The sequence below is a fragment of the Pseudomonas sp. P5_A12 genome (genome assembly GCF_056400685.1).
In genome coordinates, this window is the sequence record NZ_JBFUKU010000154.1 from 1 (window position 1) to 13272 (window position 13272).

Genomic DNA, 13272 nt, shown 5'->3' on the forward strand with positions numbered 1-13272 from the left:
CGCACGAACAGCGCGACGCCAAGGTAGTCTTCCAGTTGCTTGATCTGGCGACTGACTGCGCCTTGAGTGACGTTCAGGCCTAGCGCCGCCTGGCTGAAACTGCGATGGCGCGCGACCTCTTCGAAAACGCGCAGCATATTGAGCGAGGGCAGTTGACGCATCGAAGGTGGGCTCCGTACCGGCCTCCGGTGTTGCGTCGGGCCGGGTTATTGTTTTGGTGGCGGTCTCTGTGGTGCCTATCTGACTATTTGCCATGGGCTGATGCAAGTGTTGATTCGGCTGACGCCTTCGCGAGCAAGCTCGGCTCCTACAAGAACGCGCTAAACCCTGTAGGAGCCGAGCTTGCTCGCGATGACTTTCTTAAGGACGCTAGAAATACCGGATCAGAAGTAATACCCGACGTTCATATACACCTGATTCTCCCACTGATCACTCCCGCCAGCCCCCAGGCTCTGGGTATAGCTGCTACCCCCGATATACGGATCGTTCTTGCCAAACAACCACTCCGTGGCGACCCACAATTTATTCACTGAAAACGAGCTGCCCACGATCATCCGTTCAGAGGTCTTGAACCCGCTTTTGGATTTGTCGAAGGCGCTGTAATTGGCGTACACCTTGACCCCGCTGACCTGATCGAACAGGTATTTGCCCGCCACGTCGTAACTGAGGTCTGCCACATACAAGTTGCCGCGACTGGCGACGTTGTACGTGCCGTCATAACCACCAAAGGTGACCAGTTCATCGGTGCCGGGGTTGCGCGGCGACATCTCTTGTCGCGCGGCCTGCAACTGCACGCCCCACGGGCCGTTTTTGCCCAGGTAATGCACGGCCGCGGCGTTGCGCCGGCCGTTGTCATCGGTGTCCTGGTTTTGAAGGGACGAGGTGAGGCCGGAGAGGCCGACTTCCGATTTCCACGGTCCCAGATCCAGGGCCTTGGCCACCCGCAGCGCTACGGCGTGGCGTTCCTGGTTGTTGCTGCCGTCGGTGACGTAACTGTCGGCGTCGGAGACAACGCTGGAGTAAGTAGCGCCGTTGCTGGTGCCTTTGCCTTGCCACGCCGGGCGCAGGTAGTAACCGGTCTGGATGTTCCAGTCGCCGATTTGCTGGATGTACTTGGCGCCGACTTCTGACAGGTCTTCCACGCCGATGACGTTACCCAGGGTTTCGAAGAAGGTGCTGCCAAAATACGGCTGCAAACCGAAAGGCACCTGATTGAGGCCGACCTGGAGCTGTTGGTCCGGGTTGAACTTGTAGCCGATCCAGGCCGTCTCCGCGAATTGCACGTCACCGACTTTGTCGGTGTATTGATACGGGTAGGCCCGACCGTAAAAACGGTACTTGGCCGAACCGATCCAGGAGTCGGAGTTGTACTTGGCCGAGAGGAAGGCCGTGTCGAAATTTAGTTTCTGAATGTCACGGTCTGGGTCGTGGACAAGCGTTTGAAAGTCCATGGCCTTGAGGGATTGCGCATTGTCGATACGTCGATATTTCCTAACGTGACGTCCGGTAATACCCAGGCGGCGGTGTTGATGGTGGCAGAGAAGGGTGCGGATCTGTTTTGCAGGACGCCTGATTTCGTCGCCTCTGTGTATCAAAAGTGAATTTCCGCCAAGACTGCTGCTCATAATTGATAGACAGCGGATTCAGCGCGCGAAAATCATGAGTGTATTCAGGGAGTGGCAAAATCATGGGGCCAGTATCGACGGCGGGCACGAACGTTTCTGGCGGGTTGATTCTTGTGGTCGAAGACGACCCGTTGATCCTGGAATTTCTCTGTGAAATACTCCAGGAAGAAGGGTTCGTGGTTCAGCCACACACCAGCGCGGATGCTGCTTCAGTGTACCTGGAGCAGCACTCGGGCAACGTCCGTCTGTTGCTCACCGATATCACCATGCCGGGCAAACTCAACGGTGCCGACCTGGCCAATGATTTTGGCGACCGCTGGCCAGACAAGCCGATCATGATCATGTCCGGTTTCGAAACCCCACAAAGCTCCGGTGTCAGGCATTCAGTCTCGTTCATTAAAAAGCCGTGGGCGCTCGGCCAATTGCTGGACTGCGTCGAAGGCGCCTTGAAGTCCAAGCCCGTCAGCTGAAACGTCATTGCGTCGCTTGAATCCATCTCGCAAGTAAATGCTACATTGCTCGGCACACCCGCCCGGCCCTTGCGAGAGGAAGCTCATCCTTGTCTGCACAACCATCCGTTTTCAACAGCCCTTACCGCGCGTTCCTGTTCGATATGGACGGCACTGTACTCAGTTCCATTGCCGCCGCCGAGCGGATCTGGACGATCTGGGCCTTGCGCCACGGGCTGGATGTCGCGTCTTTCTTGCCTACCATTCATGGCGTCCGTGCCATCGACACGGTCAATCGCCAGGGTCTGCCGGGCCTGGATGCTGAAGCTGAAGCGGCGTGGATTACCGAGGCGGAAATCGAGGACGTGGAAGGCGTTGTCGAGATTCGTGGTGCGACGGCTTTCCTTGGGTCCTTGCCGGCCGGTCAGTGGGCAATCGTGACATCCGCACCCAGATCATTGGCCTTGCGCCGGATGGCGGCGGCAGGGATTCCCGAACCTGATGTGATGGTGACGGCGGAAGATGTCAGCGCCGGTAAACCGGATCCTGCAGGGTATCGGCTGGCGGCGAAACGGCTGGGTGTCGAGGTAACGGATTGTCTGATTTTCGAAGATGCCACGGCGGGGATACTGGCGGCTGAAGCGGCAGGGGCGGACTTGGTGATCATCACCGAGACGCATGAGCGTCCGATTCAGGCGGCGCATGCGACGTTGGCCGACTATCAGTCAGTGACCATATCCGTGGAGCCCAACCACTATCTCCACCTGAAGCAAATCTAATTGTGGGAGCGAGCCTGTTCGCGAAAGCGGTGTGTCAGTCGACATGAATGTTGAATGTTAAGCCGCCTTCGCGARCAGGCTCGCTCCCACAGTTGATCGGGGGTGTGGTTAATAAATACCGGGAATCAGCCGCCAGGTGTTGGCGCAATAACTGTCATATTCACTACCAAACTGCGTTCTCAATAATGCTTCTTCAGCGTGAATCCGCGCAATCAACGGGATCACCATCAACGCCGTCAGCAACAGCCCGATACCCGAACGAAACGCCAGCGCCCAACCCACGGCAATCACCAACATTCCCAAGTAGCTGGGGTTACGCAGGCGCCGGTAAATTCCGTCAGTGACCAGCCTGTGCCCCGGCTGAATCGCCACCAACCCGCTGAAGCGCTTGCCCAGCACAAACACCGGCCACAAGCGTAGCGCGCCGCCGGCGATGAACAGCAACGCGCCGATCCAGCGCAGGCCCTCACCGCCGAACGTGCAGAAATCGATTCGGTCGGTGTAGGCGGGCAGGAACCCACTGAGTAATCCAATCACCCCGAACGCCGGAAGCACCCAGCGATTGGCCCGGTCTTCACGCTCGCCGGAACTCAGATTGACCTCGGTGAACAGCGAAGCCACGGTCATCACCAAGGTCGCCAAGGCAATCACCACCAGCGACGCATGCGCAAAATACGCCGCAAACCCGCCCATCCCCCACACCGCAAGACCGAGGTAGGCGAGGGTGCCGACGATGGCGAAAAACGCCAGTTTGGGCGAGATTTTCATGATCACCTCGTGAGGTGCAATGGCCCTTTTCAGTTTAGAGGCCCAGTGCTGCTCACACGTTCAACTCGGACCGGGCATTGCGCCGAATCACCTGCGGCGGTTGGCCGAATGCCCTAAGGAAGGCTTCGCGCATGCGGCGACGGTCGGTGAAACCGGCCTCGGCGGCAATCTGATCGAGGCTCAAGCGCCCACGTTCGAGCATCTGCCGTGCCACCTCCAATCGCAGATTTTCGATGGCCTTGGCCGGCGTCTGCCCGGTCTCGGCGCGGAAGCTGCGGCTGAATTGGCGTGGGCTCAGACGTGCCACGTCTGCCAGTTGCTCCACCGACAGCGGCGAGGCCAGGTGTTCCCGGGCATAGCCAAGAACAGTCTGAATACGGTCGGATTTTGGCGCCAGCTCCAGCAACGCTGAATGCTGGGACTGGCCGCCCGCACGCCGCTGATACATCACCAGTTTCTGCGCGACGGAACGCGTCAATTCGGTGCCGTGATCCTTCTCGACCATGGCCAGCGCCAGGTCGATACCGGCAGTCATGCCGGCCGAGGTCCAGATCGAGCCGTCAACCACGTAGATGCGGTCTTCTTCCACTTTGATCGATGGGAATCGCGCTTGCAGCTCCCGCGCGTAAGCCCAGTGCGTGGTGGCCCGCCGCCCATCGAGCAGACCCGCTTGGGCCAACACGAACGCCCCGGAACAAATCGACGCCATCCGTCGTGCGGTGTTCACGCTGCTACGCAGGTAGGTCAGTACGCCTTCGGGCGCCTGTTCGATGATGACATCGCCGCCGACCACAATGACGGTATCGAAAACCCGTTCACCGAACGGTTGGGTACCGACACTTAAACCACCGGAGGCGCGCAATGTGCTGCCGTCTTCTGAAATCACACTGACGTCATACAGCGACTCACCGGCGCTGAAGTTGGCGTACTCGAACACCGACATGGCGGCCAGCGCCATGGACTGGAAACCCTCGAATACTACAAATGCCACGGCACTCATCGCTGGACCCTCAAAAGGACATGTCCTTAAAACGTACTTTAAACGTCATTTGAGACGGGTGTAAGAGGTTTTATAACGGTTCACACCGGCGAACTGTTCGCCTCACCGTGAAGGAAACTCAACATGGCACTCTCATCCAAAGGCACCGCACTGATCACTGGCGCTTCTTCGGGCATCGGCGCGGTATATGCCGACCGCCTGGCCCGGCAAGGTTACGACCTGATTCTAGTCGCCCGCAGTCAGGCCAAACTGAACGCACTGGCGAACCACCTGAGTAACGAAACGGGGCGCGCGGTGGAAGTGGTCGCCGCCGATTTGAAAGTCAAAGCCGATGTGCTGCGGGTCGAGGAGATTCTGCGTAACGACGCCAGCATCACCTTGCTGGTTAATAACGCCGGTGTGGGCGCTGTCATGCCGCTGCTAGGCAGCCCGGTCGATGAGATGGAAGACATGATCACCCTCAACGTCACCGCGCTGATGCGTCTGGCGTATGCGGTGGTGCCAGGTTTCGTCGCGCGCGGCACCGGCACCGTGATCAACATTTCGTCGATTGTTGCTTTTGCCCCGGAAGTCCTCAACGGCGTGTACGGCGGGACCAAGGCCTTTGTGCTGGGCCTGAGCCAGTCGATGCACCACGAACTGGCGGATAAAGGCATTCGTGTCCAGGCGGTACTGCCCGGTGCAACGGCGACCGATTTCTGGAGCGAAGCCGGCAACCCGGTGGAAAACCTGCCGCAAGAAATCGTGATGTCGGCGCAAGAGATGGTCGACGCGGCGTTGGTGGGCTTGGCGAAGGGCGAAGTGGTAACCGTTCCGAGCCTGCACGACGGCGAACAGTGGGACCGTTACGAAGCCCAGCGTCAGACCCTTTCCGGGTTGTTCGGCAACTCCAGTGCCGCCCCGCGCTATCGCTAAAACGGGGGCCGAGGGCAGGGTGAACTAAACTTGGAGAAGAGCCGTTCACCTTTGGACACTCGCGATGCTGCACATCAAAACGCCGTTGATCCTGCACGTTGGCCTGTCGACGCCGACCCGACGGATCTGGCTCAAGATGGAAAACCTGCAACCCAGTGGTTCGTTCAAGCTGCGTGGCATGGGGCTTCTGTGCAGTCAGGCCAAGGCGCAGGGAAAACGCCGAGTCGTCTGTCCGTCGGGCGGCAATGCCGGTTTTGCTACCGCCATTGCCGCCGCCCGCCTGGGGCTGAGCGCCTGCATTGTGGTGCCGCACACAACGCCTGAGACGACCCGTGCCAGGATCCGGAAAACCGGTGCCGAGGTGATTGTCCACGGTAAGGTCTGGGACGAAGCCAATCAACGGGCAAGAGAACTCTCGCAGGACGCGGACACTGAATACGTGCCGGCCTTCGATCACCCGGTGTTGTGGGAGGGGCACAGCACGCTGGTGGATGAAGTCCTGGAAGTGTGTCCTCAAGTGGATGTGATGGTCACGTCGGTGGGCGGCGGCGGACTGCTGGCGGGCATCCTCACGGGGTTGCTTCGCCATGGCCGAACGGACTGCCGGATCATCGCCTGCGAAACCGAAGGCGCTGCGTCTTTTGCGGCCGCCGTGGAAGCCGGGCATCCCGTCAGGTTGCCGCGCATCGACACCGTGGCGACCTCGCTGGGCGCGGCGCAAGTCGCAGCGTGGCCGGTGCAGCACATTCTCGACTTTCCTTACCAGTGCGTGGTGCTCAGCGATGAGGACGCAATCATGGGCGTGGTACGTTTCGCCAGAGACATGCGTCAGTTGGTCGAGCCGGCCTGCGGAGTTTCATTGGCGGTAGCGTATCTGGATCATCGAGCCATAGCCGATGCGCACGACGTGGTGATCGTGGTGTGTGGCGGGGTGAGTGTCAGCGCGCAATTGGTCGCCGGGTGGGCGCGCCTATCCGGTAAGCGAGCGAAGTAGGGCTGGAAACGCTATCCATGTGTCACAAGCCCCAGCGCTATTTTTCGGCCTTCACTGGCCGGCAGCATTGCCTTCCTGCACCAGGATGGCCTGGGCCAGGTCTTCGTCGCTGGCGTTGAGGCCAGGATTGTCCTGACGAATTTTTTTCAACACCGACTCCAGATAAACCCCGCGAATTGCACCGCCACTGGCAACGAAGCTCGAGGCGTCATCCTTCGCGGGAATTACTAGCTTCTTATCTTTGAACGTCGAGTACAGCGAGGCTGAGACCCCGGCGGAAGTGGCAACATCTTTCGCATCCACATCGGCCATAGCCGAACCGATGGGTAAACACAGCATCAGGGAGGAGATAATAATCAGTCGGCGCATGACGGTGTCCTCTGAAAGCGTGAAGCAAATAGGAAGTACCTCTCTTAGTTTAGGAGGTGTGGCGATCGCCAGGAGTTCCGTATCGCCGCAATATCGTTCAAAACCGCAGTGTGCTGCAGCGCCGGCCGAGCCTGCGCTGCTGCGTTCGACCGGGCAGAATCTGTTGTTGGATGGTGGCAGTTATCCCGGTACGTTTTGATGGAGCATCCGGCGTGAAAGGAGTACAGGGCAGGTGAGCGTCAATATCGAATGCGTGGTGATCGGAGCCGGCGTGGTCGGGCTGGCGGTTGCCAGGGCGCTGGCCCGGAGCGGGCGCGAAGTGATCCTGATCGAAGCCGGTGAGGGGATCGGCACGGGCGTCAGTTCGCGCAATTCAGAAGTGATCCACGCCGGCATCTATTACCCGAGCGGCAGTCTGAAAGCGCAATTGTGCGTGGAGGGCAAGCAACGCCTCTACGCCTTTTGCGCTGAGCGCGGCGTTGGTTATCGGCGCCTGGGCAAGCTGATTGTGGCCACCGATGATACCCAGTGCGCGGCTTTGCAGACGTTGCTGGAGCAGGGGCGGCGCAATGGCGTCGATGATTTGCAATGGCTGGATGCGATGCAAGCCCAAGCGCTTGAGCCGGCACTGTCCTGCATCGCTGCGCTCTGGTCACCTTCCACCGGAATCGTTGATTCCCATGCATTGATGCTGGCGCTTCAGGCCGACGCTGAAGCTTCGGGCGCTACGGTTGCGATGCATACACCGCTGGCGTCCGCACGCTGCACCGGGCAAGGATTCGAATTGCACATAGGCGGTGCGCAGCCGATGACCTTGAGTTGCCGCGAGTTGATTAACTGCGCCGGATTGTCCGCGCCTGAGGTGGCGAGCCGGATTGAAGGCTTGCCGTCGCAGCACGTGCCAACGGCCCGCTTATGTAAAGGCAGCTATTTCAGCTTCAGCGGCCGGGCGCCGTTCCGGCATCTGGTGTATCCGGCGCCGGAAAGTGCCGGTTTGGGTGTGCACATGACCTTCGATCTGGGCGGTCAGGCGCGTTTCGGGCCGGACGTCGAGTGGGTTGACCATATCGACTACCGCGTCGACCCACGCCGGTCCGAAGGTTTTTACGAGGCCATTCGACGTTACTGGCCCGGTCTGCCCGATAACAGCTTGCAACCCGCCTACAGCGGTATCCGCCCGAAAATCACTGGCCCGACTGAACCGGCCGCCGACTTCACTATCAGCGGCCCGGCAGAGCATGGCGTACCGGGGCTGGTAAACCTGTTCGGCATTGAATCACCGGGCCTGACCAGTTGCCTGGCACTGGCCGATCGGGTGGTGGATCGTCTTTCCCCCAAATCAGTCGACGACGCAATCCCGTAGCAGCTGCCGAGCACCGCGAGGCTGCGTCCGGCTGCGAAGCAGTCGTAAACCCTGCACACGCGGCCTTTCTGAAACACCGCGTCGCCTGATTTCACGACTGCTTCGCAGCCGGACGCAGCCTCGCGGTGCTCGRCAGCTGCTACACGGCGACTACACAGGTCGCGTCGTGAAGGTGCCGGTTATCAGCGTTAGCGATGCAACCCGCTGAGCGGGCTATGCTTTGCAATGCGCCCCATCACCATGGGAGACCTATGATGATCAACGTACGCACTGCCCGCATGCTTGCCGATTACAAGAACTGGGCTGACCAGCGCCTCTTCGACAGCCTGGCCGCATTGCCGGCGGGGGAGGTCAGTAAAGAGCGCGTGTCGGTGTTCAAAAACATGATCGGCACCCTGAACCACATCTACATGGTGGACTGCATCTGGCAAGCTCACCTCGAAGGCCGAGGACACGGCTTCAAAACCTCCCATGATCTGTTGCATGCCGACCTTGGCGAACTGCGCATGGCACAACGGGAGATCGATCACTGGTACTGCGACTGGAGCGAACGGCAGACCGAGGCGTCGCTGGATAAACCCGTCGAATTCACGTTTGTCTCAGGCGATAGCGGCACCATGAGCGCCGGCGCGATACTGATGCACGTGGTCAACCACGCCAGCTACCACCGTGGCTGGGTGGTCCAGATGTACTTCGAAATACCGGCCATGCCACCGGTCACGGACTTGCCGGTGTACCTGCGCGAGACCCAACCCACAGCGTTCACGTCGCCGCCTGCGCTGGCATTGGAGCCGACATGTGGTGTGCAATTTTCGAACGCAACCAGCGTTCTGCCGGATCGTTATCGTTGACGCCGTTCCAGACCATGGACAGTTCGGACAGCACAATGTCAAACGGCGGATCGTCGGCACGCAACTGGCTGCTGCCTTCGATCAAGGCACACGCGGCGTAATCCGGCACCGAGGCCAACATGTCGGTGCCGGCCAACAAGGCGCGCAACCCGGCGAACTGCGGCACCGCCAACACCACCCGTCGCGAACGACCGATACGCGCCAGGTCATTGTCGATGGCCCCGGTCAAGTCCCCGGAAAACGACACCAACGCATGCGGCCGGTCGCAGAACTCGTCCAGCGTCAGGGGCCCGGGGCGGTCATCGCCGCGCAAAATCTTCACACTCAAGTCGCGCAACTTCTTGCGCTTGGCGTTGGCCGGCAGCTCCGTCGTGTAACTGATTCCGACAGAAATCTCGCCGCTGGCGAGCATCGATGACATCAGCAAAAAATTCACCCGCCGCACCACCACCACAACGTTCTGCGCCTCTTCGCGAATCTGCTTGAGCAGCGGCGGAAACAGGCCGAACTCGGCGTCGTCGGACAGGCCGATGCGAAACACATCACGGCTGGTGGCCGGGTCGAAATCCTTGGCCCGACTGACCGCACCGGAAATCGTGTCCATCGCCGGTTGCAACTCCTGGAGGATCGCCAATGCGCGCTGGGTTGGTTCCAGTGTGCGACCGTTACGCACCAGCAGCGGGTCGTCGAACAAATCGCGCAACTTCGCCAGCGAGGCACTGACGGCGGGCTGGCCGAGGAACAGCTTCTCCCCAGCGCGGGTCAGGTTTTTCTCGAACATCAGGGTTTCGAAAATCACCAACAGGTTCATGTCCACGCGGCGCAGGTCGTTGCGGTTCATTGGGGGAGGCTCGCAGGGTTTTTTGGGTCTGTTCAGTAAAGCATCAAACCTGAATAGGTCATTAAACGGCGATGTTTAACACACATCTCCAGATACTCTCTGAGGCTACACAACCTTGCGCCGTTGCCCACGACTGCGCCAGAATCCGCCGGCTTGTGCGCCTTGGGCCTGGACTTTATCGTTTCCGGGTCGCTGCCAATTCAGCGACCGGATTTGACCGTCCGATTCAATCAAGGCGTATCAGTGCTCAAGAAAAGTTTCAGGCTTTTTGCGGTGGCTGTGCGCGGGACACCTTCGGGTGTGCCGGATACCTTGATTTCCGGTCGGTCAACCCGCGTACAGCTGCCACCTTGATTCGTTTGACCGCGGACGGTGGCGGCGCCACTAATCAAGGAGCTTCACCATGTTCAAGATCACACCCAACCCGCCAGAAACCGACACCGACGACGTTTCCCCCCTACGAATCCACCGATTCCAAAAAACTCAACGACGCCGCCGACCGCGCCCTGGATTACTACCTCAAACCGGTCATTCCCAAAGACACGCCACGCAAGCCCAGCACGATCTACTTCGTTGGACCCGATACCGATAACGAAACCCTGCTGGTCAACGCCTGTGAGACGTTGGCGTCGGCAAGTGTGATGTTGAGCGACTTCACGGGGCAGCTGAACGGCCCGCCACGCCATACCGTGCTCGGCATTCAGCATTCCGTCATGTTGGGGGAGCTGGCGCTGAACAGGATGCTGGATAGTTTTGATCCGCAGTCATAGCGAAATATCTATGCTGAACACTTGTCTGCGGGGGAGAAATGAGAAACGGCCCAATAAGGGCCGTTTATGTTGGGGCTATGCACGCAACCCTCAAGCTGTGTGAGCGGGTCCTGGTTCCGCCAGCGATTTCAGCAGTGCCTGCGTTGATTATGCCTTGACAAGATATCCTTTTTTTCCAGGTTCGAAGGTTATCTTTTTTTCCTCGTTTGGCGCTATTTTAAGCTCGGTGGCAAGTTCGGAAAGCTTGGTGAGAATGTTGGAGAGATCATTTTCGCTGGTGGAAGTCATTTCGAGGAAATGTTGTCTTGTATCGGCGTCTGTCAGTAGCTCCACGACGTTATTAAAAAAATTATCGAGTGTTCCAGAGTCTGATGGAATAATTGAATTGAGCTTTTTAATATATGGGTCATATTCCTCTGGAGTGGCTTGCTCTAGAGTGGCTTGAATTTGTTCGATGAGGTCGACTATTTTTTCAGGCGTTTCAGGTGGAATCGCGTTGAGGTTTCTAATAGTGATAGGAGACGGGTTTTCATTTTTAATGGTGATTGTTGCTGGTGTTGTCAATGGGTCGGAAAAGAGTCCTGTTGAATTCCATGCGTTCAGAGTTGCGCTTTTCGGTACTGAAAATAAATAGTTTGTCGTTGGGTTGGTGAGCGTACTTATGAAGGTTTCGTTGTAATAGAGGTTGATAGATTCTGGGGTATTTAGCTTGGCGCTTAGTTGAATGGTCATTGTAATTTCACTATTTTAGTTTTGCGCGGTGTTATGGGGGGCAGCTTCGTCCTTATGTTTGTTGTTTTTCACGGTTCGAACAACTGTCAAAGTTGACAGGTTTTTAGGTTTTTTTTGTAATTGCACACATAACTTTCGGCGGTGTTGGGGCACCCATTAGCCGGTCTCAAGTCAATGCTTGCAAGTCGTTGCGTGGGCGAGTGTCATGTTGAGTGATTTAGCAGGGCAACTGAACGGAACACAGCGCCACACCCTGCTAGGCATTCAACACATCCGTGATGTTGGGTGAACTGGCGGTGAATCGGATGCTGGATAACGTCGATCCGCACAGCTAACACGCAGTCCCTTTGGTGATGGAGCTTGCTCCCTCGCCACAATGGTCGGGTTGACCGTAGCATTTTGTGGAGTTTGTTCGGGCCTCATCGCGAGCAGGCTCGCTCCTACACTGATCCCGGTTCAGTCAGCACTTTGCGAAACGTCTCCACCAACGGTCGCAAATTGATCCGGTGCCACACCGCCCATAGTGGTCTGGTGAAGGAAATCCACGGCACTTCCCGCAGTACCACACCCGGCGGTGCATTGCGGCTCAAGCCTTTCTGAATCATGGCGATGCCCAGTCCCGAGGCCACCAACGCCATTGCAGTGAAGGGGCCGGTGGCTTCCATGCGGATGTCAGGGGTGAAGCCGGCGCGGATGCAGGCGCTGATGAAGTCTTCGCGGTTAGTGACATTCTGGTGGTGCTGCACGCCGATCCATTCTTGATCGGCGAGGTCGGCCGGGGTCAATGTGGTCTGGTTGGCCAGTGGGTGATCCTCAGGCAATGCCAGCAGCATCGGGTCATCCAGCACCTGAAAGCCCAGCAAATCCGGGTCCTCCGCGACGGGCGGTTCGCTGACAAGCGCGATATCCAGACTACGCTGGCGAAGGCCTTCGAGTTGTTCAGCGGAGCTCTGGTTGTACAGCGCGACATGCACGTTCGGCCGGTCGACGCGCAGTACGCGCAAGGCATTGGGCAGCACGCCGGCGTGCATGGCGTTTTCGATGTAGCCGATGCACAAGCCGCCTTCTTCGCCGCGGCCGAGGCGTTTGCCGAGGGATTCGAGGCGGTTGGCATGGGTCAGCAGGGCGCGGGTTTCGGCGAGGAAGGTCTGGCCATCGCGGGTCAGGCGGATGCGTTGCTGGCTGCGTTCGAACAGGGTCAGGCCCAGGCGTTCTTCGAGCTGGGCGATCTGCCGGCTCAGTGGCGACTGGGAAATGTGCAGGCGTTCGGCGGCGCGACCGACGTGTTCTTCTTCGGCGACGGCGACGAAGTAGCGCAATTGGCGGATGTCGATCATGTAAGACCTATAGGGACTTAAGTTGTGCGCATTATGTCTTGGACGGTCCGACCGTCGCAATCTAGGATCTGCTCAACGGTCAGGCAACTGACCACTGAAACTGACGAGGATTGAATCATGAGCTTGAAAGACAAACTGCCCGGCGCGCTGGGTTTCGGCACGGCGCCATTGGGCAATATGTTTCGCGCCATCCCTGAAGACGAGGCGCTGGCCACCGTGCACGCTGCCTGGGATGCCGGCATACGTTTCTTCGACACCGCGCCGTTCTACGGTTCGGGCCTGTCGGAGATTCGTTTGGGCAACGCRCTGGCCCAGTACAACCGCGATGAATATGTGCTGAGCAGCAAAGTCGGCCGGGTCATTCTTGATGAAGTCGAAGACGCTGCGGCCCGTGACCTGGGCGAGAAGAGCGGGGTGTTCGAACACGGTCGCCCGAACAAGATCGTCAACGACTACAGCGCCGACGCCACCTTGCGCTC

The 13272-nt window shown here is 58.7% G+C and carries 14 protein-coding genes and 4 pseudogenes; 10 read left to right on the forward strand and 8 right to left on the reverse strand.

Annotation, left to right across the window (positions count from 1 at the left end; translation table 11 throughout):
- Both AC1DSG_RS19310 and AC1DSG_RS19315 read right to left on the reverse strand, forming a co-directional pair.
- On the reverse strand, nucleotides 1–161 hold a 161-nt coding region (locus tag AC1DSG_RS19310), incomplete at its 3' end, for a LysR family transcriptional regulator (RefSeq protein WP_477792333.1).
- Between the two features lie 222 nt (nucleotides 162–383).
- Nucleotides 384–1430 (reverse strand): annotated as a pseudogene (locus AC1DSG_RS19315) (hypothetical protein); the annotation flags it as partial.
- On the opposite strand from AC1DSG_RS19315, the pseudogene AC1DSG_RS19320 reads away from it, so the two are divergent.
- The 3 genes and pseudogenes from AC1DSG_RS19320 to AC1DSG_RS19330 form a co-directional block, all read left to right on the forward strand.
- Nucleotides 1419–1601, forward strand: a pseudogene (locus AC1DSG_RS19320) (GMC oxidoreductase); the annotation flags it as partial. The pseudogenes AC1DSG_RS19315 and AC1DSG_RS19320 sit on opposite strands and share 12 nt — an antisense overlap.
- Nucleotides 1602–1687: 86 nt before the next feature.
- Nucleotides 1688–2095, forward strand: coding sequence for a response regulator (locus tag AC1DSG_RS19325; RefSeq protein WP_477792321.1), 408 nt, complete (start codon nucleotides 1688–1690; stop codon nucleotides 2093–2095).
- 89 nt (nucleotides 2096–2184) lie between these two features.
- The gene (locus AC1DSG_RS19330; protein WP_477792322.1) at nucleotides 2185–2853 is read left to right on the forward strand and encodes an HAD-IA family hydrolase; all 669 of its coding nucleotides are present in this window, start codon (nucleotides 2185–2187) and stop codon (nucleotides 2851–2853) included.
- Between the two features lie 108 nt (nucleotides 2854–2961).
- On the opposite strand, the gene AC1DSG_RS19335 is transcribed toward AC1DSG_RS19330, so the two are convergent.
- Entirely contained in the window at nucleotides 2962–3621 is a 660-nt protein-coding gene (locus tag AC1DSG_RS19335) for a methyltransferase family protein (protein ID WP_477792323.1), read from the reverse strand.
- Between the two features lie 52 nt (nucleotides 3622–3673).
- Nucleotides 3674–4621 carry a GlxA family transcriptional regulator gene (locus tag AC1DSG_RS19340; RefSeq protein ID WP_477792324.1) on the reverse strand — a complete coding sequence of 316 codons (948 nt, stop codon included), beginning with the start codon at nucleotides 4619–4621 and terminating at the stop codon, nucleotides 3674–3676.
- Nucleotides 4622–4744: 123 nt separating this feature from the next.
- On the opposite strand from AC1DSG_RS19340, the gene AC1DSG_RS19345 reads away from it, so the two are divergent.
- Together AC1DSG_RS19345 and AC1DSG_RS19350 are read left to right on the forward strand one after the other, a co-directional pair.
- Nucleotides 4745–5536: an SDR family NAD(P)-dependent oxidoreductase gene (locus tag AC1DSG_RS19345; protein WP_477792325.1), complete on the forward strand. Its 792-nt coding sequence runs from the start codon at nucleotides 4745–4747 to the stop codon at nucleotides 5534–5536.
- Nucleotides 5537–5600: 64 nt separating this feature from the next.
- Nucleotides 5601–6530: a pyridoxal-phosphate dependent enzyme gene (locus AC1DSG_RS19350; RefSeq protein WP_477792326.1), complete on the forward strand. Its 930-nt coding sequence runs from the start codon at nucleotides 5601–5603 to the stop codon at nucleotides 6528–6530.
- 51 nt (nucleotides 6531–6581) lie between these two features.
- Here AC1DSG_RS19350 and AC1DSG_RS19355 read toward each other — a convergent pair whose 3' ends face one another.
- Nucleotides 6582–6899: a DUF2388 domain-containing protein gene (locus AC1DSG_RS19355; protein ID WP_477792327.1), complete on the reverse strand. Its 318-nt coding sequence runs from the start codon at nucleotides 6897–6899 to the stop codon at nucleotides 6582–6584.
- A gap of 232 nt (nucleotides 6900–7131) precedes the next feature.
- Here AC1DSG_RS19355 and AC1DSG_RS19360 point away from each other — a divergent pair, with 232 nt between their 5' ends.
- Together AC1DSG_RS19360 and AC1DSG_RS19365 are read left to right on the forward strand one after the other, a co-directional pair.
- The gene (locus AC1DSG_RS19360) at nucleotides 7132–8262 is read left to right on the forward strand and encodes an NAD(P)/FAD-dependent oxidoreductase (protein WP_477792328.1); all 1131 of its coding nucleotides are present in this window, start codon (nucleotides 7132–7134) and stop codon (nucleotides 8260–8262) included.
- A gap of 254 nt (nucleotides 8263–8516) precedes the next feature.
- A complete protein-coding gene (locus tag AC1DSG_RS19365) occupies nucleotides 8517–9113 on the forward strand; it encodes a DinB family protein (protein ID WP_477792334.1) in 597 nt (198 codons plus the stop codon).
- Here the strand turns inward: AC1DSG_RS19365 and AC1DSG_RS19370 are convergent.
- Nucleotides 9025–9954, reverse strand: a complete 930-nt coding sequence (locus tag AC1DSG_RS19370; RefSeq protein ID WP_477792329.1) for a LysR substrate-binding domain-containing protein — start codon at nucleotides 9952–9954, stop codon at nucleotides 9025–9027. The two genes, AC1DSG_RS19365 and AC1DSG_RS19370, sit on opposite strands and share 89 nt — an antisense overlap.
- Nucleotides 9955–10357: 403 nt before the next feature.
- Here AC1DSG_RS19370 and AC1DSG_RS19375 point away from each other — a divergent pair.
- Nucleotides 10358–10724 (forward strand): annotated as a pseudogene (locus AC1DSG_RS19375) (DUF6124 family protein).
- 147 nt (nucleotides 10725–10871) lie between these two features.
- Here the strand turns inward: AC1DSG_RS19375 and AC1DSG_RS19380 are convergent.
- Nucleotides 10872–11456 carry a hypothetical protein gene (locus tag AC1DSG_RS19380; protein ID WP_477792330.1) on the reverse strand — a complete coding sequence of 195 codons (585 nt, stop codon included), beginning with the start codon at nucleotides 11454–11456 and terminating at the stop codon, nucleotides 10872–10874.
- A 170-nt stretch (nucleotides 11457–11626) separates the two neighbouring features.
- Between AC1DSG_RS19380 and AC1DSG_RS19385 the strand changes: the two are divergent.
- Nucleotides 11627–11791, forward strand: a pseudogene (locus AC1DSG_RS19385) (DUF6124 family protein); the annotation flags it as partial.
- A gap of 105 nt (nucleotides 11792–11896) precedes the next feature.
- Here AC1DSG_RS19385 and AC1DSG_RS19390 read toward each other — a convergent pair.
- The gene (locus tag AC1DSG_RS19390) at nucleotides 11897–12793 is read right to left on the reverse strand and encodes a LysR substrate-binding domain-containing protein (protein ID WP_477792331.1); all 897 of its coding nucleotides are present in this window, start codon (nucleotides 12791–12793) and stop codon (nucleotides 11897–11899) included.
- Between the two features lie 117 nt (nucleotides 12794–12910).
- Here AC1DSG_RS19390 and AC1DSG_RS19395 point away from each other — a divergent pair.
- Nucleotides 12911–13272 (forward strand): aldo/keto reductase (locus AC1DSG_RS19395; protein WP_477792332.1); only part of this gene is annotated, 362 nt, incomplete at its 3' end.

Bases quoted from the DNA above. Each gene is read 5' to 3' on its own strand.
- AC1DSG_RS19325 (WP_477792321.1), top strand. From the start codon at position 1,688: ATGGGGCCAGTATCGACGGCGGGCACGAACGTTTCTGGCGGGTTGATT.
- AC1DSG_RS19335 (WP_477792323.1), bottom strand. From the start codon at position 3,621: ATGAAAATCTCGCCCAAACTGGCGTTTTTCGCCATCGTCGGCACCCTC.
- AC1DSG_RS19340 (WP_477792324.1), bottom strand. From the start codon at position 4,621: ATGAGTGCCGTGGCATTTGTAGTATTCGAGGGTTTCCAGTCCATGGCG.
- AC1DSG_RS19345 (WP_477792325.1), top strand. From the start codon at position 4,745: ATGGCACTCTCATCCAAAGGCACCGCACTGATCACTGGCGCTTCTTCG.
- AC1DSG_RS19350 (WP_477792326.1), top strand. From the start codon at position 5,601: ATGCTGCACATCAAAACGCCGTTGATCCTGCACGTTGGCCTGTCGACG.
- AC1DSG_RS19355 (WP_477792327.1), bottom strand. From the start codon at position 6,899: ATGCGCCGACTGATTATTATCTCCTCCCTGATGCTGTGTTTACCCATC.
- AC1DSG_RS19365 (WP_477792334.1), top strand. From the start codon at position 8,517: ATGATCAACGTACGCACTGCCCGCATGCTTGCCGATTACAAGAACTGG.
- AC1DSG_RS19370 (WP_477792329.1), bottom strand. From the start codon at position 9,954: ATGAACCGCAACGACCTGCGCCGCGTGGACATGAACCTGTTGGTGATT.
- AC1DSG_RS19380 (WP_477792330.1), bottom strand. From the start codon at position 11,456: ATGACCATTCAACTAAGCGCCAAGCTAAATACCCCAGAATCTATCAAC.
- AC1DSG_RS19390 (WP_477792331.1), bottom strand. From the start codon at position 12,793: ATGATCGACATCCGCCAATTGCGCTACTTCGTCGCCGTCGCCGAAGAA.